Source organism: Methylobacterium sp. XJLW (assembly GCF_003254375.1).
Taxonomy (GTDB): domain Bacteria; phylum Pseudomonadota; class Alphaproteobacteria; order Rhizobiales; family Beijerinckiaceae; genus Methylobacterium; species Methylobacterium fujisawaense.
The window spans coordinates 115,619-138,255 of sequence record NZ_CP016429.1 but is presented as its reverse complement, the minus strand read 5'-3'; the positions used below and the strand labels follow the sequence as shown (position 1 = coordinate 138,255).

The window sequence follows — 22,637 nt, the reverse complement described above, 5'->3', positions numbered from 1 at the left end:
TACAGCCTAGCCGATCATCCCGTCGAGCAGGAGCAGCAGCAGGAAGCCCGCGAAGAACATCGCCGTCACCCAGGGGCGGTCCTCGGTCTCGTGCGCCTCGATGAGGAGTTCCTCGGTCACGAGGTACAGCAAGGCGATCAGGCCGAAGGAGAGGAAGCCGGCCTGGACGGCGGCGGGCAGCGAGCCGACGGGCCCGCCGAGCAGGGCTCCGAGCGGGAGCAGCAGCACGAGGGCGGCCGTCAGGCCGACCACCTTGCCCTTCGACGCGCCGCCCTCGCCGAGTTCGTTCGCCACGGTTAGTCCCAGGAACAGCACCTCGATGGTCAGCGCGACGGTGAGCAGGATGCCGGCCTTCGCCCCGGCCGCGAAGGCGATGCCGAGGACGAGGCCGTCCACCAGGATGTCGATGCCGGTGACCGACATCAGCCCGGCCGGCCCCTTCACCCGCTTCTCCAGGATACGGACGAGGAGCATCGCGGCGACGCCGAGCGCGCCCCCGACCAGCATGGCCCAGGGCGATCCGGCATGCTTGACGTCGGGCAGGATCTCGCCCGCGGCCGCCGCGAAGACGACGCCCGCGGCGAAGTGCTGGATGGCGCTGACCAGGACGGGGCCCGGCCGCAGGTTGACCGCCACCGCCGCGCCGACGACGGCGGCCGCGGCGGGGATCAGGGTATAGGACCAGGCTTGCATGCCGCGCTCAGACCACGTGGTCCGGAGCCAGGGCGCAGGCGGTGGCCTCGCTCGTCTCCACCTGGAGGGTCGTGTGGCTGATGCCGAACCGCTCCCTGATGCCGGTGGCCGCCGCCATCAGGAAGGCGTCGTCGGGACGGCCGCCGGGCATGAGGAGGTGCGCCGTGAGGCAGGTGTCCGTGGTGCTCATCGCCCAGATGTGCAGGTCGTGCAGGGCCGCGACGCCGGGCAGCCCTTCGAGGTGGCGGCGTACGGCGACCGGGTCGATGCCCGGCGGGACGGCGGCGAGGGACAGCGTAAGACTGTCTCGCAGGAGCCCCCACGTGCTCCAGACGATGACGGCCACGATGGCGAGGCTCACCACCGGATCGAGCCACGTCCATCCGGTGTAGAGGATGACGAGGCCGGCGATGACCACCCCGGCCGAGACGGCGGCGTCGGCCGCCATGTGCAGGAACGCCCCGCGGATGTTGATGTCGCCCTTGGCCCCGGAGGCGAACAGCCACGCGGTGATGCCGTTCACCAGGATGCCGATTGCGGCCACGACCATCACGGTCTTGCCTGCGACCGGGACGGGCTCACCGAACCTCTGGATCGCCTCCCACGCGATGGCGCCGACGGCGACCAGCAGGAACACGGCGTTGAAAAGGGCCGCCAGGATCGACGAGGCCTTCATCCCATAGTAAACCGCGCGCTCGGGGCCCGCCTGGCCAGCACCGTCGCGATCCAGGCCACGATGAGGCCGAGCACGTCCGAGAGGTTGTGGCCGGCATCGGCGAGCAGGGCCACCGAGTTCGCCAGGACCCCGTAGGTCGCCTCGACGGCCACGAAGCCGACGTTGAGCGCGATGCCGATGGCGAATGCCGTCCCGAAGCTTGCGGGGGCATGGCTGTGCCCTGGCCCATGGGAATGCCCGGCATGGTCGTGACCCGCCTCGCCGTCGTGGTCATGCGATCCGTGATCATGTCCTGCGCGTGCGTCGTGTGATGTCATGGTCGTCCCTGTATCCGTCTTGGTCTGTACGCGGATCGGTGCGCGCCTTATCCGGACGCCGCGGTTCGCGTCGTGACGGCGCCTTCGCGATACTCCGCCCAGGCCTGCCGCAGGATCTGCACCGACGAGGTCAGGAAGATGCCGGCCATCACCGCCGCGACGGCGAGGTCGGGCCAGGCCGACGCGGAACCCCAGACACCGAGCGCAGCCACCATCACCACGACGTTGCCGATGGCGTCGTTGCGCGAGCACAGCCAGACCGAGCGCACGTTGGCGTCGCCGTCCTTGTAGGGGCGCAGCAGCAGTACCGAGCCGAGGTTGGCTGCCAGGGCCATCAGCCCGATGACGCCCATGACCTCGGCCTTGGGCACCCCGAGCACCAGGACGTGGTAGGCAGTCGAGCCAAAGACCCAGACTGCCATCACGCTGAGGGACAGCCCCTTGGCGAGCGCCGCCGTGGCCCGAGCCCTGAGGGACGCTCCGATGACCGCGAGGCTCAGGCCGTAGGTGACCGTGTCGCCCAGGAAGTCGAGGGCGTCGGCCTGGAGCGCCTGCGAGCCGGCAAGGTGCCCGGCGGCCATCTCGGTCAGGAACATGGCGCCGTTGACGGCGATGACCGTCCACAGCACGCGCTTGTAGCGCGGGTCGACCCCGTCGAAGACGGGCACGCCCCCAGAGCAGCCGCAGGCATCCCCCGTGCCGCAATCGCCCCCCGCGACGACCTGCGGCGGCGCCGCCGGATGCGCACGTTCCGCCCTCGATGCCTGACAGCCAACGGTCGAGCCGCAGCACTCCTTGGCCATGACGCCTCCTTTCCAAGTCGTGGACGACTGCCTACTTCCTCCAGCGACTAGAGGAGCAAGCGGAAAAATGGAGCTGTCGATAGGCGAGCTGTCGCGGCGTACCGGCGTGCTCGCCACGACCATCCGCTACTACGAGACGGCCGACTTGATGCCGCCGCCGCCGCGGACGGAAGGCGGCCGCCGCCGCTATGGGCGGGCTGACATCGAGCGCCTGGCCTTCATCCGCCACGCGCGCGAGCTCGGCTTCGAGGTGGACGCCATCCGTGAGTTACTGGCGCTGGCCGCCCAGCCCGACCGCTCCTGCGCCGAGGTCGACAAGATCGCCCGGCGTCACATGGCCGAGGTCGAGCGCCGCATCGAGCGGCTCATGGCCCTGAAGGGCGAGCTCGCCCGCATGACCGACGCGTGCGGCCAAGGCCGGGTCGGCGAGTGCCGTGTCATCGAGGTCCTCTCGGACCATGCCTGCTGCGAGGATGAGGGCCACCGCGCTACCCGGAGCCGGCGTCCCACAAGGCCGGAAGCGAAGCAGGGAGCCCGGCCCCGGAGCGCATCGTCGTCGACATTCGATCAGGAAGACGACATGATATTTCGGGAGGGCCGGGCTCAGCCGTGATTGGGACTTCCGAACATTCGAGGTTTGAAGCAACCGAATGCCAGGACCGCTTCCTGTAACCGCTCTGGTTCGCGGCCGGAGCGGACCGACGGTGGGGGCCTCTGGGTCTACCGAGGATGCAGGCGTCGGATGGGTGCTCCGAAGCTCACTCGGCGGGGTCGATCATATCGAGCACCGGGCATCCAGGAGCCGCCCCACCGGGGCACTGCTCGATGGTTTCGGCCAGGAGACGTTCGAGCCTTGACAGGTCCGCGATCTTCGCACGCACCCGGTCAAGGTGGTGCCTCGCGATCCCCTGTCCCTCGCGGCAGGTTGCCTTACCAGGCCGACGCAGTTCGAGCAGCGCCCGAACCTCGTTCGGCGTGAAGCCAAGTTCGCGTCCGCGACGGATGAAGGCCAGGGTGCGCTCGTGCTCGACGCCGTAGGACCGATGGCCACCCTCGGTGCGCGGGGGCGAAGGGAGTAGGCCGACCTTCTCGAAGTACCGGATGTTCTCGATGTTGACGCCGGTCCGCAGCGACAATTGACCGATGGTCAGGGCCCCGCTTCGCGCCCCCTTAGCCGTACCCATGAAGATCGCCCTTGATCCTGTAGTGGCTACAGGATGCAGGGTAGCCGAGGATCACGATGGATACGAGACATGACCCTCGATCAGACACCGCCTGCCGAACGACCCGTCCACGAACCGGCCGCGGTCAGCGTTGGCAGCATCGCTGCGCTCGGCGCCATCACGGGGCTCGGTGCCCTGGCGGCCTCGTCGTGCTGCGTGCTGCCCATAGTCTTGGGCGGCCTCGGGATCGGTGCTGGGGTCTTCACGGTCCTCGGCGTGCTCGCCTCTCTTCGCACGCCGCTGATGCTCGTCAGCGTCCTGGCGGTCATCGCCGGCTGGTTCTTCTACGCGCGGCGGCGACGGGCTGCTTGCGGGCCGGATGGATCATGCCCAGCTCCGCGTCGGTCATCCGCCCCCCTGGTGCTTCTCAGCCTCGCCACGCTGTTCATCGCCGCCGCTGCGGCCGGGAGCTACTTTGAGCCCGCCCTGATCAAGATGCTGCGGACAGCCTGATGAAGCTGATCTCGATCCTGACCTGTCCGCATTGTGGGCACCGGGCTTCGGAAACGATGCCGACCGACGCCTGCCAGTTCTTCTACGAATGCCCTGGCTGCGGCACTCTGCTCCGCCCGAAGAAGGGCGATTGCTGTGTATTCTGCTCGTACGGCGATGTCCCGTGCCCGCCGATCCAGGAAGCTCAGGAACGAAATGAACCGGCGAGCTGCTGCAAGGGCTGAGCAGCCATACTGTTTAGCTCCATCACGCCCACCCGGTGAGTGGCGCTGCGCCAAAACCGAGGTCGGCTTGCGCAAACCCATCCGAACGCCGTGCGGGTCGCCTGATGCAAAGCGTCCCAGTCTGGCGCGCTAAGGACAAAAACACTGCCGGCGCAGCAGCCAGAAACCTGCCCAGAATCGTAGGATTGTGAACGTGGCGCACGCGCGCCCCATGGCAGCCAGCGGCGGCGCGACTATCGACGGATGCCGCGCGTGCACGAACCGCAGCCTGCGCACCTCGTCCTCGGCGTAAACCCGAAGGCCCGACACCGACCGGGTCGGTGTCGGGATCAGGCCCGTCCGCACGTAGTAGCGGATCATCTTGGGCGAGATCCCGCAGGCGCGTGCCACCTCCCCGATCCTCATCGCCCCACTCCTAGTTCCGTCGAGGCACGTCGGCGCACCCGGATGAGTCTGGACGCCGCGACCGACCCGGCCCCGCGACCGCTTCGCTCGGCTCGAACGCCGGTGTGATCCGGAGCGTGCTCGCATCGCCGCCGGCCGAGCCGCGCCGGACGGCCTTAGGGCACGCGACGTCGCCGTGGCCGGAAGCACCGACGGTGGAGCCCCGAGGGCCGCGGTCGCCTTCGCTACCGGGGGCGGCCGCGCCAGGACCTCGTATGGTGCGGGCCCCGGGAGGCGGAGCGGGGGGAGGCCGCGGTCGGGGAACGGCACAGGTTGGGCGCCCGTCGGCTAGGCCGCCTCCCGTGCCGAAACCGACCTCGTGATGCCTGGCTGAACGGCAGCCGGAAGGTCGACGGCCCGCGTGACCTCGGCGAAGCGCGCCGCCGCGTCCGACCAATCCTGGGCGAAATCGAACAGCTCCCTGAGGGCGGGCGCGATCTCCTTGTAGGCCGCGAGCGCCGCCACCAGGGCGCCGAGCGTGAGGCGGCCTTGCACGACGAGATAGCCGCCGATCAGGAAGAAGAAGAACGGCGTGAGGTTGGACGTGTAATTGTACAGGCTCTTGATGCCGCCCTTCATGTCGTTGATGGCGACGCGGAGCCGCTCAAGCTCCTCGACGTGCGCCATGTGGCGCCGCAACGACGAGGCGGATGCATCGCGCTCCGCCGCGGAAGGGGCGAGGCCCGGACGCCCGGCGACCTCGGGCGTGGTGACGAGGGCGCCCAGCGTCCGCGTGGCGAGGACGCGCTGCCGGACCTTCGCGTTCAGACGCCTTTGGAGGCGCGGCAGGACCGTAAGCTGCACCGGCAGCATGATCAGCGCGGCGAAGGCAAGGGCGACGTCCTGGAGCAGGAGGAAGGCGACGCTCGTGACCAGCACGCCCCCCTGCACGATGGGGACCGCGACGAGGCTGCCGCCGAAGTAGCCGATGGGCTCGACTTCCTGGACCGCCACGGCGGAGAGCGTCGTGCGGCGTTCGACCGAGCGCTCCGTCCGCACGCGCCGCAGGACGGCCAGGCGCAGGCGTCGCACGACCCGCTCGTTGACGCGTCCGCGGACCCGGTTCGCCGCGTACTTCAGGAGGCCGTTCACGGTGAGGACGGCGAGGTAGCCGGCGCACAGCGCGAACAGGAGTTCCGTGCGGCCGAGGGGGAGTCCCAGGAACGTCATGCCGGGATGCCCGTCGCCCCGCGCGTCGTCGAGCGTGTGGTTGACGATGTGCTTGGGTATCTCAAGGGTCAGCCAGGCGGCCGGCAGCGTGGCGAGAGACAGGAAGACCAAGCGGACCTGGATGCCCGCCGTGGCACCCAGGACGTATGCCTCCAGGCGCCGTCCCGGCCGGAGCGCGAAGCCGCGATGCCGACGGCCACGGGACGGGGCGTCCCGCAGGGCATCGGTGGCTCCCGCCGCGGCGACAGCATCCGCCGTCCGCCGACGGCGGCGCAGCGCGGCGCGGCCGACGAGCCACGCGGTCCACACAGGCGCCACGACGAAGACGAGGAGGGCATCGGCGACGATCCACCAGTGGCCGTGTGGGTAGTCGAGGCCCGTGAGCCTGTGGGCGAGGGCGTGGATGGCTTCGATTGCCGTCACGGGGCGGATCGGTCCGAATGTCCGGGAGGGGAGGGCGCGCTTCGCGGCCCGGCGTGATTGATGGGCTCAGTCGGCATCCGGCGGCTCCGCCTCTCGTGCGTCCACCTCCGACTGGATGCCGTCCCCTGGGTGAGCGCCGTAGCCCTCGTCCCGCGGCGTGGCGCGCGCGCCGCGACCCACGGCCCCCGCCCGCGGTTCGAATCGGACGGTTCGGAACGTCCCGAAGGCGAACTGGCGTCTCGTGCGGATCGAACAGGGTCTGAAGCCCGCCCGTTCGACCGCCTTGAGGGAGGCGGCGTTGTCGGCGTCGACGAAGGCCACCAAGTGTCCCTTGCCCAGTGACCGGGCGCGTTCGGCGATCAGGTACACGGCGGCGGCCATGGCGCCCAGGCCGCGGAAGCCCTTCGGCGTGAAGGCGTTCTCCAGCATGGCCTCGTCGGCTGCCAGAACCGGCAGGGCCCCGGACCGACGGACCGCGTCGCCGTAACCCGGGTCGGTGAGCCACTGGACGTGGCACGGGCGGCCCGACCTGACCTCTTCGAGCACGTAGCAGCGGCTCGGCAGGACGCCGTGCGCGGCGGCACGCAATCGCCACTCGACGTCATCGCGTTCGCGTTTCGCCGCCTCGTCGCCGCCGGAGGGGAAGAGGGCCGCGAGGTCGTCCGGCCGGAAGTCGCGCAATCGCACCGGGATTTTGGCGACCGGCGGTTCGATGGCGACCGACAGGTTCCGCCCAAAACCTATCGAGACCCGCCTGGAGTAGGGGCCCAGGGCGATGCGCCGGGCCACCCTGGCGCGCAGCATCGCCAAGCCATCGCCGAGGGAGCCGTCGCCGCGCGCGTGCGGGTAAGGCTTGAACGTCATGCCGAGCCTCCCTCCATTCGCCGCCGGCGCACCAGGGCGGCCATGCGTCGACGCGCACGGGTGACCGGCGCCTTCCGGCGCACCCAGGGGAGCGGCGGGAGCGCCGCCCATTCGGGCCGCATCAGCCGCCCTCCATGATCCGGGCGGTCCGGATCTCGACGGCCCGGACGCGCGCGACGTGCGCGGCCCAGAACCGGTTCGCGAGGAACATGACGGCCGTCGGCGCCGCGCGGGTTTTCGATGCGGATGTCCGCGGGATGCCGGGACCGGCCGTCGCCGCGACCGCCGCGAGCGGCGACCCCATGGCGGCCAGCCGGTCGTGGGCGCGCCGGCAGTGATCGACGGAGTGCGGCGTCATGCGCTCCTCGCCGTGGCCGGCACGATACTTGGCCAGGGCACGGCAGACATCGCCGCCCGCGAGGCTCCAGGCCCGTGCGAGGTAGGCGACGCCGAAGCGGATGTTCGTGGCAGGGTCGAGAAGTTCCGCGGCCGGCCCGCGATGACCGAGCATCGCCGCCGTGGCCGGCCGGACCTGCATCAACCCGAGTTCGCCGACCGTTCCGACCGCCCCGGCGTCGTAGCCGCTCTCGACGAACGCGACCGCCTCGGCGAGCGCGGGCGGGACCCCGCGTGCCGTCGCCTCCCGCATGAGGAGTTCGCCATAGGCGGTGCGACCGCGGGCCTTGGCGTTCCCGGGGGCCGTGGCCGTCGCGGATGGTCCCGCGGTGCCCTCCGCCGCGGCCGCCCCGGCGCCGGCAACGGCGGCGAGGCCGAGGAGGACGCCCAGGGCGCGAGGTGCCGCCGGGCGTGGGACGTTCCGGCCGTATCCCACTACTTGGCTTTCTGGATGCGGGTGACGGCGATCGAACCGTTCACGCGGTCGGCCGAGAACCGCACCCGCTCGCCGGGCCTCAGGCCCTTGAGCATGGCCGGGTCCTGGACCTTGTAGGCCATCGTCATCGCGTCCATCCCGATGTTCGGGATGGTCTCGTGGTCGAGGGTCACCTTGCCCGCGGCGTCGTCGACCTTCTTGACGGTTCCGGCGACGAGCGGGGCGTTCGACGGCGTCGCCTGCGGAGCCGGCTGCGGGGCCGCCTTCTCCGCGGGGGGCGTTTCCGGCTGACCCTGGGCCGGGTCGCCCTTCGCTCGACGGTCCAACGGTCCCTCGCCCGACGGCGTCTGGTTCGGCTGCGGCCGGTAGCCGGCCTCGCGGCTGCGGACCTGCCACTGCTTCAGGGCGTCGATCTTGGCCTGCTGCTCGTCCTGGATCTTCTGCGCGAGCTCGCGCAGCTGCCGGTCACCGCCGTAGTCGAGCTGCGTCTTGGCCAGGAACAACGTCTCCTCGTAGCTGGCGATCAGCAGCTCCGCGAAGTCCCGGTCCGGGTCGCCGGTCAGCTTCGTGTCCCGGAAACGGTTCGACATCGTTTCGCGCGCCCGCTCCAGGGCTGCGGGCGCGCCCTTGGCGGGCTGCGCGCCGGCGTGCTGCGGGATCGGGGCGACGAGCGCGGCCGCGAGCGCGGTGGACAGGATCAGGCGTCGCATGGTTGCTCCATCTCAGGGCTCCGAAGCCCTCGCGCGGGACCGGGCGGAAGCCGCACGGGGCTTCCCTCCAGGGCGCTACTTCGTCTTCTGGATCTTCGTGACGGTGTACGCGCCGCCGGCCTCCGCGACGTCGAAATCGACCTTGTCGCCGGCCTTCAGATCCTTGAGCATCGCGGGATCCTTGACGGGGTACGCCATCGTCATCGCATCCATGTCGAGCTTCGGGATCGCCGCGTGGTCGAGCGTGACCTTGCCCGCGGCCGGGTCTACCTTCGTCACCGTCCCCTTCACGGACTGCGCCCATGCAGGCGCCGCGACCGCCAGGAAGGCCGCCGAAAGGACGGCGAGCGGGAACTTGCTTCTCATGGTTTCTTCTCCTCAGGTCGATTGAACCGCCACGCCGGCGCCGTTGAGGGGATCGGCGACCGGCGCGGCGGACTTCGGACGGGATCGCTCCCGTTCCGAACGGGTTCGCCTGCCTCGCTCGTGGCGATTCCGGCAGGCCGTCTGGCGCGTTGTGGGCGTCCGCCTAGTGCTCGTGGCCGCCCGCGTTCGAGGCCGTGCGGCGCGTCCGCGGATCGACGACCCGCAGGTCGGTCTGCCGGGCGCGCCGGGCCTTCGGGGTGTCCGGGGCGCGGGCCGGCTCCGGCATCGGCTCGCCGGTCCACTCGTATGCGAGGGTGCCTTCCGGATGCCTGTACCAACCGGGGTCGCGGTAATCGCCGGCCGCCAGTCCCGGACGGACCTTCAGGACCGTGAACATCCCGCCCATCTCGACCGACCCGAACGGGCCCGCGCCGGTCATCATGGGCAGCGTGTTCTCGGGCAGCGGCATCTCCATCTCGGACATCATGCCACCGCCCGTCGAACCCATCGGCATGTAACCTGGGGCGATCTTCTGGATCTGCTTGGCCGTGCTCTTCAGGTTCACGCCGATGTAGGTCCGCACGTTGTGGCCCATGGCGTTCATGGTGTGGTGCGACTTGTGGCAGTGGATCGCCCAGTCGCCCGGGTTGTCGGCGTTGAACTCGATGGCCCGCATCTGCCCGACCGCGACGTCGACCGACACCTCCGGCAACTGATAGTTTTCGTTGATCCAGCCGCCGTCCGTGCCGGTGACCTTGAAGTCGACGCCGTGGACGTGGATCGGGTGGTTGGTCATGGTCAGGTTGCCGAAGCGCATCCGGACCTTGTCGCCCTGGCGCGCGACCATCGGATCGATGCCCGGCCACACCCGGCTGTTGAAGCACCACATGTTCATGTTGAGCATCGTGTTGACCTTGGGCACATAGGACCCGGCCTCGATGTCGTAGGCGTTCAGCAGCCAGACGAAGTCGCGGTCGACCCGCCGCTCGGCCGGATCGCGCGGATGCACGACGAAGAAGCCCATCATGCCCATCGCCATCTGGACCATCTCGTCCGAGTGCGGGTGGTACATGAAGGTGCCGGAGCGCCGGAGGATGAACTCGTAGACGAACGTCTTGCCCGGCGGGATGCCGGGTTGGGTCAGGCCGGCGACCCCGTCCATGCCGTTGGGCAGCGTCTGCCCGTGCCAGTGCACGGCGGTCGCCTCCGGCAGGCGGTTGGTGACGAAGATGCGGACCTTGTCGCCCTCGACCGCCTCGATGGTCGGTCCCGGCGACTGGCCGTTGTAGCCCCAGAGCCGCGCGTCCATGCCGGGCGCCATCTCGCGCACGACCGGCTCGGCGATGAGGTGGAACTCCTTCCAGTCGCCGCGCATGCGCCACGGCAGCGTCCAGCCGTTGAGCGTCACCACCGGCTGGTAGTCCGGCCCGCTCGTCGGATAGAGCGGGGGCTGCATGGTCGCCTTGTCCATGATCGGGGCTTCCGGAAGCCCGGCGGCCTGGACGCGCCCGCTGATCATGGAGGTGCCGGCGAGCACGAGGCCGCCCGCACCCAGGATCCCCCTGCGCGAAATGTCTGTCATGGTTTCCCTCCGAATGTCATGGGCGGTCCGGGGTCCGGATCTCAGCCGCCGGGCGTCGCGACGGCGAGGCTCGTCCCCGGGGTGCCCCCGGCGGCCTCGCCGCCGAAGTTGCCCCCCGAGAAACCGCCGCCGACAGTCGCCGCCTTGAGGTCGGTCGCCGCGATCCAGAAGTCGCGCTGCGCCTCGATCGCCTGGATGTTGCTGAGGATCCTGGCCCGGGCGTCGACGATCAGCGTCGTGACGTCCAGCAGCATGCCGCTGTACTGGAGCAGCGCCTGGTCCTGGATCGTCCGCCGCAGGGGCAGGACGCTCGTCTGGTAATGCCGGGTGATGTCGTACTGGCCGCGATAGCGCTGGTACGCCTCGCGCACCTCGGAGCGGGCGTTGACCGCGCGCTCCGCCAGGCGGTTGGCGCTGGCGATGTAGCTTTCCTGCGCCCCCCGGACAGCGGTGGCCCCGAAGTCGTAGATCGGGATGACGAGATCCGCCGAGAACCCGTTCAGGCTGGCCTTGTCGACCTTCGGGGCACCGCCCTCGCCCCCCGCGGTCCTCGACCGCGAGAACCGGTTCGCGAAGCCCGCATCGAAGACGCTGACGAAGCCGCTGGCCTGGTTCAGCCCGAACTGCCCCACGAGCGATTGCAGCTCGAAGCGGGCGGCCTGCACGTCGGCCCGCTTGCTCATCGCCTCGGCCTCGATGGCGTGCCCGTCGACGAGCCTCCCAGGCAGGGGCGGCAGGCCGTTAGGCAGGCGGAAATCGATGTCCCGCCCCCAGAGACCGAGCAGTCGGGTGAGCCGCTCCCGTTCGGCGCGTTGCTGCACCCGCGCCTTGGCGAGCTGCGCGCCCAACTCGCTGTAGAAGGCGTGCTCGCGCGCCTGCTCCAGCTTGTTCAGCGCGCCCGTCTCGCCCAGCTGCTTGGCCAGCGTCGAGGCGGATTCCGCGCCGGCCAGCGCCTGTTCGAGGAAGGCGGTCGCCTGGTTGGCCGCCACGGTCCGGTAGAATTGCCGGCGCGCCTCGCCCCCGAGCCGCAGGACCTGCTCCGCCGCGTTGTACTGGTCGGCCGTGAACCGCTGCCGCGCGATCTCGGCGCGCACCGGGAGCGTCGCCAACTCCAGCACGCTGGCGGCGACGGCGCGCTCGATCTCCGTGTTGAACCCCAATCCCCACTGCGTGATCGAGAGGCGCGGCGAGGGCGGCAGCGTGGCCTGCACGTACTGCGCCTCGGAGACGCCGAGGTCGTTGAAGGCGGCCTGCAAGCCCCGGTTCCTCAGGAGTGCGACCTGCACCGCGCCGTCGGCGGTCAGGGGACGGCGCAGCAACGCGTCCACGCGCGCGTCCGCGCTCGGCGCGACGCCCTGGTCGTCCGCCTTCACGATGTCCTTGCGCAGTTCCAACGCTGCGTAGCCGCCTGCGACGGAGAGGCCCGCGTCCGGCGAGAAGCTCGCGCAGCCCCCCAAGGCGAGGCCGAGGCCGGTAACGCTCGCGGCCACGCGCACGAACCGCCCCCGGACGGCCTCGTCCGGCGGTCGCGCGGTCGTACCGGCGTGTCCCGGCGCGGTCGTCGTGCCACTCATGTCCGGTAGTCCGGCGCCGCCGCCCGTTTGGTTACAGCGACGGGCCATCACCGCCCCCCCGAATCGCGCTTGCCGCCCATGCCGGGCATCCCGTCCATGCCCGGCATGCCCCCCATCCCGCCGGACCCGGCCTTCGGCGCGACCTGACGATTGAGCTCGCGCCAATCCTTAGGGTCGACGACGCCGAAATCCTTCACGCCCTGCGTCACCTTGGCGTAGCGGGGCGGCCGGACCGGGATGTCCGGCTCCGAGGGCAGGACGAGCCCGGCGGGAACGGCGGCGGGCAAGCAGCCGGCGAGCGGCAGGACCGCCGCGAGCGCGGCCGGTCTCGGCAGCTTGAACATCTTGGATTTCCCGAATTGAGGCGGACGGCCGAAGGCAGTCCCAGGCGTTGCACGGGCCGCGGGCCGAGCGGCGACGGCGTCGCGCCCAGCGAAGGCGTCGGCTCGTTGTGGGTGTGCGAGGCCGTCCCTTCGGAGCGGCCGGGGGCGGGCGCTAGATCCGCCCGCGCGTCACGCTTGGCGCCTCGGCGGCCGCTCGATCCGTAGCGGATGCGCGTCGACGGCCCCGTCCACCTGGACGATCAGGACCCGCTCGGACGGATGAAATTCCAGGGTGATGCTCGCCCATGGCAGGGTGGGAAGCGCGGCTTGGCACGCGAGCGGGCAGCAGGTCGCCGGGCAGGGAGGATGCTTGGGGCGATGCCGATGGCCGGGGCATCCTTCGTCGGCGGCCGCCGCCGGCACGGCGAGGGAAGTCCCCCGTATCCCAGCCTCGTCCGGCTCGTTCTGGCCGCCCAAGGCGCCGGCGGCGTGCGCGAGAGGCGTCGCCGCGGCGGCTGCTATGTGGCGGTGAGCCATCGACTGCCGGCCCATGGTGCACGGCGCTGCCGGCGCGATGGCCAAGGCCAAGGCGAGTACGGCAAGCAGCAATGCGCGCACGACATTCACTGATCAGGGCCCCTGCCTAATCTTCGCGGACATTCTCACGCCGGGGTGGAAGCTGCAATCCGTGGTGCTCGACCGATGTCCCACAAACTCAGCGTGTTGGAAGTTCGCCACATGCCGGTGTCGACGGCGAAGCCGCACTCGGCGGATTGACCGCCACACCGGTGCCAGGACCCCCGCCGCGTTCATGCGACGGGCGCTTGGGGGTACCCGGGACGGGTATCACCGCGGCCCGTCCGTCAATGAGCGTGTTCGTGCGGTGTGGAGGGGGCGTCCGGCGCCGGGCGCGTCACTACCTTGCCCGCGGCGGCATCGGGCGTCTTTGGGGCGTCCGCGGTCTCGTGGTCGTGGCCGTGCTCATGGGGATGGCCGCCGCTTGCGGGGTGGACGTGGTCGCCCGATCTCGGGAGCGCCATGACGCCCAGGCCGTAACGGTAGACGTTCTCGCCGCCGAGCCAGCCCGTGACCACGAGGGCCCCGGAACCTCCGGCGAGGAGCACCAGCAGCAGGACGCCCGCGCCTGCGACCTTCCGGCGCTCCAGCCAGGCGACGCCGGCGGCGGCGAGGAACACGAGCGCGGTGGCGACGGCCCAGCGAAGGTGGACGGTCATGTTCGCGTGCGAGGGCGCGTCGTGATCGACCGTGTTGTACGCCGACCAACCCGTGGCGAGGGTCGCGACCGTGACTGCCGCGCCGATCGCGAGGTTCCATCGGGCGGCGGCCGTGAGCGCGCCTCCCGATGCCGCTTTCCTGAACAGGGTCCCCGCGGCGAAGAGGACGCTGGCCGTGATGAGGAGGGCGACCGTGAAATGGACCGCGACCGGATGCCAGTTCGGGATCACCTCGATCATGATCGTACTCCTAGGAAAACGTCGATGGCGGGACGGGCCGGCTTCTTGCCCGGACCGCCCGCGGTGAGGGGAAAAGCGATGGCGCCGAACGCCGGCCCCGGGCCGAGCCCGCCGTCTTCCCCGGATCGGAGACCGCCCTCTCCGCGGCGCTCTCGGCAAGCCTGTCCATGCGAAGGGAGAGCGCCGGCGGCGAGGCTCCGGAGGCTTCCCGCCCGGCCCGTGGCGTCGGGTACGGCTGGGTCTAAGATCGGGGCATAGGCTTGGCAATTATGCGCGGCACATGCCTACGCTCCCGGGCATGCCGCGAGCGCTGTAACGTTTCGGCGGCCGCTTGCGGATTGTTCTCCGAGCGGCGCGGCCGATCATACGTCGCTTTCGGCCGACGAGCCTCAGGGCGCAGATCGCCGTACGACACGCTCCTACAGGATGGTGCTGCGGTCGTGAGGACACGGTGGGGTGGCGGAACATGCGACGTATCTCTGACATCCGCTCAGCGGCTACGAACCGGCCCGCCTAGTCCCGGTGCTGCAGGTGGAAGAGGAACTGCGCGCGCTGCTCATCGCCAGCCTTGCGGGCAGCGCGGCCGACTACCGGCGCTTCCTGGGGCGGCTCGGGTCGCACCTACGCGCGTATTACAAAGGCAAGCTGGCTCGCTCCGGCCGTACCGACACCGAGGCGGAGGATCTCGTCCAGGAGACGCTGATGGTGATCCATGTGCGGCGGCACACCTATGACGTCACGCAACCGGTGACGCCGTGGATCCACGCCATCGCCCGCTACAAGCTCATCGACCATTTTCGGCGTACGCGTACGGCCGCGGCCGACGTCCCGGTCGAGGATGCCGGCGTGCTGGTGGCTCGCGACGATCATGTCGCGGCGGAGAGCTCGCTCGACGTCGAGCGCCTCCTGGCGCACCTACCGCCCAAGATGAGGAACGCGATCCTCTCGACGAAGGTCGAGGGCCTGAGCGCCGCCGAGGCGGCCGAACGTGCCGGGATGTCCGAGACCGCGATCAAGGTGAGCGTCCACCGCGGCCTGAAGACCCTGGCCAATCTCGTGGGAGGCAAGGCGAGATGAAGACCGACGAACTCATCGGCCTGCTGGGCGCCAGCTTCGAGCGCGAACCGGTCGGGGCCCCCTGGATGACCCGCCGGCTCGCGCTGGCGGTCGCGGTCGGCGCGACGGCCGCGCTGTGCCTGGCGCTGGCGTTTCTGGGCCTGCGTCCCGGCCTGACCGAGGTCCGGCCGCTCCTGTTCCTCGCGTTCAAGTTCTCGTTCGCGGCCGCGGTCGGGAGTCTCGCGCTCCGGTATCTCGTCAGGGCGGTCAGGCCCGGCGGCGAGAGCCGCGTCCATCTCGGGGTCGCCGCCTTGCCGTTCCTCGTGGTCGCGGCGCTGGCGTGCGTGAGCCTTTTGATGGCGCCGACCGAACATTGGCACGGCATGGTATCCGGTCACACCTGGCTCGAATGCCTCATCTCGATCCCCGTGATCGCCGTCGTGCCGTTCGCCGTCGTCACCTGGGCGGTTCGACGGTTCGGAGCGCCGACGGATCTCGTGCGGGCGGGTGCCCTGGTCGGCCTCTCCGCGGGAGCCGTGAGCGCGCTCGGCTATTCACTGCACTGCATGGACGATACCGTACCGTTCGTCGCCGTCTGGTACGGGGGGACGATCGCGATGTGCACGCTCGTCGGAGCGCTCCTGGGACCGCGCCTCCTTCGCTGGTAGCGAGCCGGTTCGGAACATCCTCCGGATCGCCTGCCGGGGTTCAAGGGGCGACGCGACGGTTTGGGGGCCTGTCGCCGGCCGACGCTTCATGTCACGGGCCTCGCTGCGGTATCGCCGCGGATGGGATCCGGCACGACGACGGGCATGACCCTCCCACCCGCCCGGCCGCGCGAGGCAATGCGGCCGCCGCGCATCCCACAATCGCTTGCAGGATCATCCCCCCGGTGAGCGAGGCGCCGCGCCGGGCGACCCCGGCCCAACCCCACAAAGGTTCGCAGCGCGCTGTAACGGTACGTCCAAGACATCCGGACTTAAAGACAAGGAGCGGCAAGCTTCTCGTCAGATCAACGGGTTCCGCCATGAAAAGCAAGATCATCCCCGCCTTTGCAGGAATCGCCATGCTCGCCGGACTGCCGGGTTACGCGCTCGCGGGATGGATGGACAACGTCCCACCCCGTTTTCTGCCCCAGACGCATCAATCGCAACGGACCGAAACGCCTCAGGTCGAAGCTCCGGACGTCGGCCTGACGACCGGATCGATCAGCGCGGTGCCCCGTCGCCCTGCCGCCGCCCGGTCGGCACCCCCCGCCCAGCACTTCTGAACCTCCCGCGGGGTCCGAACCGCCGGACCGGCCGATTGGGGTTGTACGGGGTGAGGTTTGGCGCGCCGCCCTGCACCGCCTACCGCGCGGAGGGCCAAGTGTGCGGTAGGTTTCCCAGATGCCCGGACAGCACGCGCGCGGATGCCGGGAGCCCGGAACCTGCGCCCTTGCGATGGGCGGCCAGCGCAACAGCCCGAGGGCGACGACCGGCTCACGCCTGCGATGCACGCGACCATTCCCCTGTTGACCGCCTTCCAGATTGCGCGCCCGGCAGACGGCCACCCCATGTCCGCGGGCTTGCCAGGGGACCGACGGTGTCGATGCGGCTTCCATGGGTAGCGGCCTCGATCCGGCCTCTGCCTGCCGTTCGGGGACGGCCATGGCACGGCAGGCCGGACGCGCCATGGCGCGGTCCGGCGGGCTCACGAGAAACGGGTCGCCGAGACGCCCGCCCGGCGAGGTCGGTCGGCGGATCGACCGCCCGACGGAACGAAACCTTGACCCTCAAGACTTGAGACGCGCCGTCTCCCGTGACACTGGCCTTCCGCCCGGATCGAAAAGCTGGCATCGTACCTGCGTGACGTTCTTGATCGCCCTTCGGCGACTGTTGCCGCTCCTGGCGGTACTCAGCCTCGCCCTGACGCCGGTGGCCGCGCCCGCGGCCGCCGCGGGGATGCGCGCGTTCATCATGGCGCAAGCCGCGCCTGAGGCGACCTCGGCCATTGCCCATGCCGAGATGGAGGGGATGGACGTGGGCGACGCGGACATGGCCGACATGCCGTGCTGCCCGCCCGGGAAGGTGGCGAAGCCCGACTGCGCCAAGGCCGGCTGTCCGCTTTTGGCGCTCTGCCTCGCCAGCGTCGCCTCCCTCCTGCCGACCGCGGCGTCCGTCCCGGCCCCGGTGGCGACGCGGACGAGCCGGGTGTGGCCCGATGCGGCGTCCTTCGCCAGCCTGTCCGGCCGCCCCCTACCTGAGCCCCCCCGAGCCTGAGCCCGATGCCGCCGGCGTGAACGCCGGCACGACGCCGCGCGTCCGCGCGTGGCCATCCATCGCGTTCAGGAGACGAAATCCGTGACCACGTACCCCTTCGCGCGCGCCCTCGGTGCCGCGCTGCTCGGCGCCGCGCTGTCGGTCCCGGCCCTGCCGGCGCTCGCCGGCATCAAGGACTACGCCTTCGAGCCGACCCGGACGGAGGCGAAGGTCGGCGAGACCATCCTCTCGGTGCGCCTCATGGACAAGCGCACCGGCAAGCCCGTTCCGGACGCGGTGATCTTCGCCAAGCGCATCGACATGGCGCCCGACAGCATGGACGAGATGACCTCGACGATCGAGCAGGTCCCGTCGACGGAGCCTGGCATCTACCGCTTCAAGGCGAAGCTCACGATGGCCGGGGGCTGGCGGCTCTCGCTGGGGGCGAAGGTCCAGGGCGAAACCGGCACCGTCGAGGACAGGCTCGTCTTCCAGGCGGTCAAGTGAGCCGCTCGGCATGGCTCGCCGGGATCCTCGCCGCGTTGGCGGCGGGGGGCACCGGGTACTGGGCGGGGCGCGATGGCAGCCCCGTTCCGGTCCTCGTCGAGCGCGCACGGACCGAGTTCGCCCACTGGCTGCCGACCGGCATGCCGGGTCCGCAGGCACCGGCGCCGCCGAAGGTCACGGGTCCGGTGGTCTACTACCAGGATCCGGATGGGAAGCCGGTCTACTCCGCGTCGCCGAGAACGACTGCGGAGGGGCACGACTTCCGGGCGGTTCGGGCCAGCGAGGACGTGCGCTTCGACCAGGCACAAGGGAGCGAGACGACATCCCCCGACATGGCCGGCCACGACGTGACCGGGCACGGCATGGCGGCGCCTGGAACGGCGGCGGCCGGAAAGCCCGACCGGGGCACGCGCAAGGTGCTCTACTACCGCAACCCGATGGGCCTGCCGGACACCTCGGCGACCCCGAAAAAGGATTCGATGGGGATGGACTACATCCCCGTCTACGCGGGCGAGGACGAGGGCGGCAACGTCGTGACGGTCTCCCCCGGCAAGGTCCAGCGGACCGGCGTCCGAACCGAAACCGTGGAGCGGCGGGTGGTGGCGCAGCCGGTGCGCGTGCCCGGTACCGTCGCCCTCGACGAGCGGCGCGTGACGGTCATCGCGACCCGGTCGGACGCGTACGTCGACCATGTCGAGGACGTCACCACCGGCGACCGCGTCCGCAAGGGCCAGCCGCTGGTCCACGTCTACTCCCCCGACATCAATTCCGCCGCCGCGCAGCTCATCGCCAACCCCGGCTTCGACGGAGCTCGGCGACGCCTGCAGAACCTCAACGTCTCCGAGGCCGTCATCGACGACATGGAGCGCACCCGGAAGGTGCCGATGGCCATCACTTGGTCGTCGGCCCGGGACGGCTTGGTGCTGCAGCGCTCGGCCGTCGAGGGCATGAAGGCCGCGGCCGGCGACACCCTGTTCCGGATCGGCGACATCTCGGTCATGTGGGTGCTGGCCGACGTGCCCGAGCGCGACCTGGCCGGGGTTCGCGCCGGACAGGCCGTGACCGTGCGCCTGCGTTCGGCCCCGGGCCGGACCTTCTCCGGCAAGGTCGGGGTGATCTATCCGCAGGTAAACCCGGACACCCGGGCCACGCGGGTGCGCATCGAGCTGCCGAACCCGGACGGCGCGCTCCTGCCGGACATGTACGCCGAGGTCGAGATCGCCACGGGGGCGGGCAAGCCCGTCGTGGCGGTGCCCGACGACGCGGTCATCGACACAGGTGCACGGCAGGTGGTGCTGCTCGACAGGGGCGGGGGGCGCTTCGAGCCCCGCGAGGTCAAGGTCGGGGTTCGCGGCACGGGCTACGTCGAGGTCCGCGAGGGCGTCGACGCCGGCGACCGGGTCGTCACGGCGGCGAACTTCCTGATCGACGCCGAGAGCAACCTGAAGGCGGCGCTTCAGTCCATGTCCGCCCCGAAGGCGAGCGACCGGCAGGCCTCGAACCTTGAGGGCAAGCCATGATCGCGCGCCTCATCGGCTGGTCGGCCCGCAACCTCGTCCTGGTGCTGGTCGGCACCGTGTTCGCCGTGGCCGCTGGCGTCATGGCGCTGCGAACGCTGCCGCTCGACGCCATCCCCGACCTCTCGGACGTGCAGGCCATCGTCTACACCGAGTACCCGGGCCAGGCCCCGCAGGTGGTCGAGGATCAGGTCACCTATCCTCTCACGACCGCCATGCTGACGGTCCCGAAGGCGAAGGTGGTGCGCGGCTTCTCGTTCTTCGGGGTCAGCTTCGTCTACGTGATCTTCGAGGACGGCACCGATCCCTACTGGGGCCGTAGTCGAGTGCTGGAGTACCTCAACGCGGCCGCCAGCCGCTTGCCGGCGGGCGTGACCCCGACCCTCGGTCCGGACGCCACCGGCGTCGGCTGGGTCTACCAGTACGTGGTCGTGGCCAAGGAGCGCACGCTCGCGGAATTGCGCTCCCTCCAGGACTGGGTGGTCCGTTTCGGGGCGTCGCGGGCCGAGGGCGTGGCCGAGGTCGCGGGCGTCGGCGGCTTCGTCAAGCAGTACAACGTCGTGGTCGACCCGAACCGCCTACGGGCGCAGGGGATCTCGCTCAACAAGCTCCGGGACGCGATCCGGGCGAGCAACGCCGACGTCGGCGGCCGCACGGTCGAGCTCTCCGAGTTCGAGTTCATAGTGCGCGGACGCGGCTACCTGCGGAGCGTGGCCGACATCGACAACATCGTCCTGAAGACCACCGGTGGTGCTCCCCTGCGGGTGCGGGACGTCGCCCGGGTCGAACTCGGGCCTGACGAGCGGCGGGGCATCACCGAGATGAATGGTGACGGCGAGGTCGCCGGCGGCATCGTCCTGCAGCGGTTCGGCGCGAACGCCCTGACCGTCATCGAGAACGCGAAGGCGAAGCTCGCGGAGGTGGCGAAAAGCCTGCCGGCCGGCACCGAGATCCTGCCGGTCTACGACCGCTCGCAACTCATCGACGCGGCCATCGAGACGCTGCGGCACACGCTTGTCGAGGAGAGCGTCGTCGTCTCCCTCGTATGCATCGTGTTCCTCCTACACGTCCGAAGCGCGCTGGTCGCCATCCTGATGCTGCCCGTCGGCATCCTGATGGCGTTCGCCGGGATGAAGGCGCTGGGGCTGGGCGCCAACATCATGTCGCTCGGCGGCATCGCCATCGCGGTCGGCGCCATGATCGACGCGGCCATCGTGATGATCGAGAACGCCCACAAGCACCTGGAGCGGGCGCCGCCGGACAAGCCGCGGGTCGAGATCTTGGTCGAGGCGGCGGGCGAGGTCGGCCCCTCGCTGTTCTTCTCACTCCTCATCATCACCGTGAGCTTCCTGCCCATCTTCACCCTGGAGGGCGAGGAGGGGCGCCTGTTCGGGCCGCTCGCGCTCACCAAGACCTTCGCCATGGCGGCGGCGGCGCTCCTGTCGGTGACCCTGGTGCCGGCGCTGATGGTGTTGTTCGTGCGCGGACGGATCGTCCCGGAGCATCGCAACCCGGTGAACCGGCTCCTGATCTGGCTCTATCGCCCGGTCATCGCGGGCGTACTGCGGGCGCGGTTGCCCACGATCCTGCTCGCCCTCGGCGTCCTGGCGGTCACCGTCTGGCCGGCGCGCCAGCTCGGCTCGGAGTTCATGCCGGAACTCGACGAGGGGACGCTGATGTACATGCCGACGACCCTGCCCGGCATCTCGGTGACGAAGGCGGGCGAGTTGCTGGCGACCCAGGACCGGATCATCAAGTCCTTCGCGGAGGTCGCCTCGGTCTACGGCAAGGCCGGGCGCGCCAGCACCGCGACCGACCCGGCGCCGATGGAGATGGCCGAGACCATCATCAGCCTCAAGCCGAAGGCCGAGTGGCGCCCGGGCGTGACGCTCGCGAGCCTCAAGGCGGAGATGGACCGGGCGCTGCAGTTCCCGGGCGTCTCGAATGCTTGGACGCAGCCGATCCGCGCCCGCATCGACATGCTTTCGACCGGCATCCGGACCCCGGTCGGCATCAAGGTGCTCGGCACCGACCTCGGCGCCATGGAGAAGGTCGCCCGTCAGGTCGAGGCGGTGGTGCGCGACGTGCCGGGCACGTCGAGTGCCTACGCGGAGCGGGTCATCGGCGGGTACTTCCTCGACATCACGCCCGACCGGGAGGCGCTCGGCCGCTACGGGCTCATGGTGGGCGACGTCCAGGACGTGGTCGCCTCGGCTCTCGGCGGGCAGAGCGTCACCAACACGGTCGAGGGCCGCGAGCGCTACACCGTCAACGTGCGCTACCCGCGCGCCTTCCGCTCCGACCCGCGGGCCATCGCCGACGAGGTGCAGGTGCCGCTGCCGGCCGGCGGGACGGTGCCGCTCGGTGAGGTCGCGAAGGTCGAGCTCACCCGGGGGCCGACCTCGATCCGGACCGAGAACGGCCAGCTCGCGGTCTACATCTTCGTCGACCTCACGGGGCGCGACCTCGGCGGCTACGTGGCCGACGCGCGGGCCGCGGTCGACAGGGAGGTCAGGTTGCCCCAGGGCACGACCCTGCAGTGGAGCGGGCAGTACGAGTACCTGGAGCGCGCCGAAGCCCGCCTCAGGATCGTTGTGCCGCTGACGCTGCTCGTCGTGTTCCTGCTCCTCTACCTGAACTTCCGCCGTCTGACCGAGACCCTCATCGTCATGCTCTCGCTGCCGTTCGCGCTCGTCGGCGGCGTCTGGCTGATGTGGTGGATGGGCTTCAACATGTCGGTGGCGGTGGCGGTCGGCTTCATCGCGCTCGCCGGCGTCGCAGCCGAGACCGGCGTGATCATGCTGGTCTACCTCGACCACGCCCTCGACGAGGTCCGGGCAGGGTGCCGGCGTGAGGGACGCCCCCTCACGCGCGAGGACCTGCGGCAGGCCATCATGGTCGGCGCCGTCGAGCGGGTGCGGCCCAAGATGATGACGGTGGTCGCCATCATGGCGGGTCTCCTGCCCATCCTCTGGAGCACCGGTTCGGGCTCCGAGGTCATGCAGCGCATCGCCGTGCCGATGATCGGCGGGATGGTGTCCTCGACCGTGCTGACCCTCGTCGTGATTCCGGCCGTCTACGCGTTGGTGAAAGGTCGCGGGTTGCCGGAGGCCGCCGCGGAGGGTGCACGGATGCCTCTGGCGGCCGAATGAGGAATCAACAGGA

Annotated in this window: 23 protein-coding genes and 1 pseudogene; 10 read left to right on the top strand and 14 right to left on the bottom strand. The window is 70.4% G+C overall.

Annotated elements, in window-relative coordinates:
* Positions 1-6: 6 nt before the first annotated feature.
* The 3 genes and pseudogenes from A3862_RS00645 to A3862_RS00635 form a co-directional block, all read right to left on the bottom strand.
* Positions 7-693, bottom strand: a complete 687-nt coding sequence (locus tag A3862_RS00645; protein WP_007563950.1) for a hypothetical protein — start codon at positions 691-693, stop codon at positions 7-9.
* Between the two features lie 7 nt (positions 694-700).
* Positions 701-1,686, bottom strand: a pseudogene (locus A3862_RS00640) (cation diffusion facilitator family transporter).
* Positions 1,687-1,733: 47 nt separating this feature from the next.
* On the bottom strand, positions 1,734-2,489 hold the full coding sequence (locus A3862_RS00635) for a cation transporter (protein WP_050735098.1): 756 nt from the start codon (positions 2,487-2,489) through the stop codon (positions 1,734-1,736).
* A 106-nt stretch (positions 2,490-2,595) separates the two neighbouring features.
* On the opposite strand from A3862_RS00635, the gene A3862_RS00630 reads away from it, so the two are divergent.
* Positions 2,596-3,102: a MerR family transcriptional regulator gene (locus A3862_RS00630; RefSeq protein WP_306308044.1), complete on the top strand. Its 507-nt coding sequence runs from the start codon at positions 2,596-2,598 to the stop codon at positions 3,100-3,102.
* 145 nt (positions 3,103-3,247) lie between these two features.
* Here A3862_RS00630 and A3862_RS00625 read toward each other — a convergent pair whose 3' ends face one another.
* Positions 3,248-3,673, bottom strand: coding sequence for a MerR family transcriptional regulator (locus tag A3862_RS00625; protein WP_007563956.1), 426 nt, complete (start codon positions 3,671-3,673; stop codon positions 3,248-3,250).
* Between the two features lie 69 nt (positions 3,674-3,742).
* Here A3862_RS00625 and A3862_RS00620 point away from each other — a divergent pair, with 69 nt between their 5' ends.
* Together A3862_RS00620 and A3862_RS00615 are read left to right on the top strand one after the other, a co-directional pair.
* Positions 3,743-4,165: a hypothetical protein gene (locus tag A3862_RS00620; protein WP_007563959.1), complete on the top strand. Its 423-nt coding sequence runs from the start codon at positions 3,743-3,745 to the stop codon at positions 4,163-4,165.
* Positions 4,165-4,389, top strand: coding sequence for a GDCCVxC domain-containing (seleno)protein (locus tag A3862_RS00615; protein ID WP_007563961.1), 225 nt, complete (start codon positions 4,165-4,167; stop codon positions 4,387-4,389). Before A3862_RS00620 ends, A3862_RS00615 begins: the two co-directional genes overlap by 1 nt.
* Positions 4,390-4,518: 129 nt before the next feature.
* On the opposite strand, the gene A3862_RS00610 is transcribed toward A3862_RS00615, so the two are convergent.
* From A3862_RS00610 to A3862_RS00560, 10 genes are all read right to left on the bottom strand, one after another.
* Positions 4,519-4,749 carry a MerR family transcriptional regulator gene (locus tag A3862_RS00610; RefSeq protein WP_230364969.1) on the bottom strand — a complete coding sequence of 77 codons (231 nt, stop codon included), beginning with the start codon at positions 4,747-4,749 and terminating at the stop codon, positions 4,519-4,521.
* 372 nt (positions 4,750-5,121) lie between these two features.
* The gene (locus A3862_RS00605; protein WP_007563965.1) at positions 5,122-6,426 is read right to left on the bottom strand and encodes a hypothetical protein; all 1,305 of its coding nucleotides are present in this window, start codon (positions 6,424-6,426) and stop codon (positions 5,122-5,124) included.
* A gap of 66 nt (positions 6,427-6,492) precedes the next feature.
* Positions 6,493-7,290, bottom strand: coding sequence for a GNAT family N-acetyltransferase (locus A3862_RS00600; RefSeq protein WP_050735099.1), 798 nt, complete (start codon positions 7,288-7,290; stop codon positions 6,493-6,495).
* A 121-nt stretch (positions 7,291-7,411) separates the two neighbouring features.
* On the bottom strand, positions 7,412-8,122 hold the full coding sequence (locus tag A3862_RS00595; RefSeq protein ID WP_050735100.1) for a transglycosylase SLT domain-containing protein: 711 nt from the start codon (positions 8,120-8,122) through the stop codon (positions 7,412-7,414).
* Positions 8,122-8,832 (bottom strand): copper-binding protein, encoded by a 711-nt coding sequence (locus A3862_RS00590; RefSeq protein ID WP_050735101.1) that lies wholly within the window; start codon positions 8,830-8,832, stop codon positions 8,122-8,124. Before A3862_RS00590 ends, A3862_RS00595 begins: the two co-directional genes overlap by 1 nt.
* 75 nt (positions 8,833-8,907) lie before the next feature.
* Positions 8,908-9,198, bottom strand: coding sequence for a copper-binding protein (locus tag A3862_RS00585; RefSeq protein ID WP_050735102.1), 291 nt, complete (start codon positions 9,196-9,198; stop codon positions 8,908-8,910).
* A 163-nt stretch (positions 9,199-9,361) separates the two neighbouring features.
* Positions 9,362-10,780: a multicopper oxidase family protein gene (locus A3862_RS00580; RefSeq protein WP_043380886.1), complete on the bottom strand. Its 1,419-nt coding sequence runs from the start codon at positions 10,778-10,780 to the stop codon at positions 9,362-9,364.
* 41 nt (positions 10,781-10,821) lie between these two features.
* Positions 10,822-12,354, bottom strand: a complete 1,533-nt coding sequence (locus A3862_RS00575; protein ID WP_050735103.1) for a TolC family protein — start codon at positions 12,352-12,354, stop codon at positions 10,822-10,824.
* A gap of 47 nt (positions 12,355-12,401) precedes the next feature.
* Positions 12,402-12,698, bottom strand: a complete 297-nt coding sequence (locus A3862_RS00570; protein WP_050735104.1) for a hypothetical protein — start codon at positions 12,696-12,698, stop codon at positions 12,402-12,404.
* An 842-nt stretch (positions 12,699-13,540) separates the two neighbouring features.
* Positions 13,541-14,152, bottom strand: coding sequence for a DUF2231 domain-containing protein (locus tag A3862_RS00560; protein WP_050735106.1), 612 nt, complete (start codon positions 14,150-14,152; stop codon positions 13,541-13,543).
* A 522-nt stretch (positions 14,153-14,674) separates the two neighbouring features.
* Here A3862_RS00560 and A3862_RS00555 point away from each other — a divergent pair.
* From A3862_RS00555 to A3862_RS00525, 7 genes are all read left to right on the top strand, one after another.
* Positions 14,675-15,229 (top strand): sigma-70 family RNA polymerase sigma factor, encoded by a 555-nt coding sequence (locus tag A3862_RS00555; protein ID WP_039903061.1) that lies wholly within the window; start codon positions 14,675-14,677, stop codon positions 15,227-15,229.
* Positions 15,226-15,876, top strand: a complete 651-nt coding sequence (locus A3862_RS00550) for an NrsF family protein (RefSeq protein WP_050735107.1) — start codon at positions 15,226-15,228, stop codon at positions 15,874-15,876. The genes A3862_RS00555 and A3862_RS00550 overlap by 4 nt, the downstream gene beginning before the upstream one ends.
* Before the next feature lie 359 nt (positions 15,877-16,235).
* On the top strand, positions 16,236-16,478 hold the full coding sequence (locus tag A3862_RS00545) for a hypothetical protein (protein WP_039903393.1): 243 nt from the start codon (positions 16,236-16,238) through the stop codon (positions 16,476-16,478).
* A gap of 577 nt (positions 16,479-17,055) precedes the next feature.
* Positions 17,056-17,469, top strand: coding sequence for a hypothetical protein (locus A3862_RS00540; protein ID WP_050735108.1), 414 nt, complete (start codon positions 17,056-17,058; stop codon positions 17,467-17,469).
* Positions 17,470-17,550: 81 nt separating this feature from the next.
* Positions 17,551-17,955, top strand: coding sequence for a FixH family protein (locus tag A3862_RS00535; RefSeq protein WP_050735155.1), 405 nt, complete (start codon positions 17,551-17,553; stop codon positions 17,953-17,955).
* On the top strand, positions 17,952-19,475 hold the full coding sequence (locus A3862_RS00530) for an efflux RND transporter periplasmic adaptor subunit (protein WP_050735109.1): 1,524 nt from the start codon (positions 17,952-17,954) through the stop codon (positions 19,473-19,475). The genes A3862_RS00535 and A3862_RS00530 overlap by 4 nt, the downstream gene beginning before the upstream one ends.
* Positions 19,472-22,624 (top strand): efflux RND transporter permease subunit, encoded by a 3,153-nt coding sequence (locus A3862_RS00525; RefSeq protein ID WP_050735110.1) that lies wholly within the window; start codon positions 19,472-19,474, stop codon positions 22,622-22,624. Before A3862_RS00530 ends, A3862_RS00525 begins: the two co-directional genes overlap by 4 nt.
* Positions 22,625-22,637: the final 13 nt, after the last annotated feature.

Excerpts from the sequence above, each read along its gene's own strand:
- A3862_RS00645 (WP_007563950.1), bottom strand. The coding sequence starts at position 693 with ATGCAAGCCTGGTCCTATACCCTGATCCCCGCCGCGGCCGCCGTCGTC.
- A3862_RS00635 (WP_050735098.1), bottom strand. The coding sequence starts at position 2,489 with ATGGCCAAGGAGTGCTGCGGCTCGACCGTTGGCTGTCAGGCATCGAGG.
- A3862_RS00625 (WP_007563956.1), bottom strand. The coding sequence starts at position 3,673 with ATGGGTACGGCTAAGGGGGCGCGAAGCGGGGCCCTGACCATCGGTCAA.
- A3862_RS00620 (WP_007563959.1), top strand. The coding sequence starts at position 3,743 with ATGACCCTCGATCAGACACCGCCTGCCGAACGACCCGTCCACGAACCG.
- A3862_RS00615 (WP_007563961.1), top strand. The coding sequence starts at position 4,165 with ATGAAGCTGATCTCGATCCTGACCTGTCCGCATTGTGGGCACCGGGCT.
- A3862_RS00610 (WP_230364969.1), bottom strand. The coding sequence starts at position 4,749 with ATGATCCGCTACTACGTGCGGACGGGCCTGATCCCGACACCGACCCGG.
- A3862_RS00600 (WP_050735099.1), bottom strand. The coding sequence starts at position 7,290 with ATGACGTTCAAGCCTTACCCGCACGCGCGCGGCGACGGCTCCCTCGGC.
- A3862_RS00590 (WP_050735101.1), bottom strand. The coding sequence starts at position 8,832 with ATGCGACGCCTGATCCTGTCCACCGCGCTCGCGGCCGCGCTCGTCGCC.
- A3862_RS00585 (WP_050735102.1), bottom strand. The coding sequence starts at position 9,198 with ATGAGAAGCAAGTTCCCGCTCGCCGTCCTTTCGGCGGCCTTCCTGGCG.
- A3862_RS00580 (WP_043380886.1), bottom strand. The coding sequence starts at position 10,780 with ATGACAGACATTTCGCGCAGGGGGATCCTGGGTGCGGGCGGCCTCGTG.
- A3862_RS00575 (WP_050735103.1), bottom strand. The coding sequence starts at position 12,354 with ATGAGTGGCACGACGACCGCGCCGGGACACGCCGGTACGACCGCGCGA.
- A3862_RS00570 (WP_050735104.1), bottom strand. The coding sequence starts at position 12,698 with ATGTTCAAGCTGCCGAGACCGGCCGCGCTCGCGGCGGTCCTGCCGCTC.
- A3862_RS00560 (WP_050735106.1), bottom strand. The coding sequence starts at position 14,152 with ATGATCGAGGTGATCCCGAACTGGCATCCGGTCGCGGTCCATTTCACG.
- A3862_RS00550 (WP_050735107.1), top strand. The coding sequence starts at position 15,226 with ATGAAGACCGACGAACTCATCGGCCTGCTGGGCGCCAGCTTCGAGCGC.
- A3862_RS00545 (WP_039903393.1), top strand. The coding sequence starts at position 16,236 with ATGAAAAGCAAGATCATCCCCGCCTTTGCAGGAATCGCCATGCTCGCC.
- A3862_RS00525 (WP_050735110.1), top strand. The coding sequence starts at position 19,472 with ATGATCGCGCGCCTCATCGGCTGGTCGGCCCGCAACCTCGTCCTGGTG.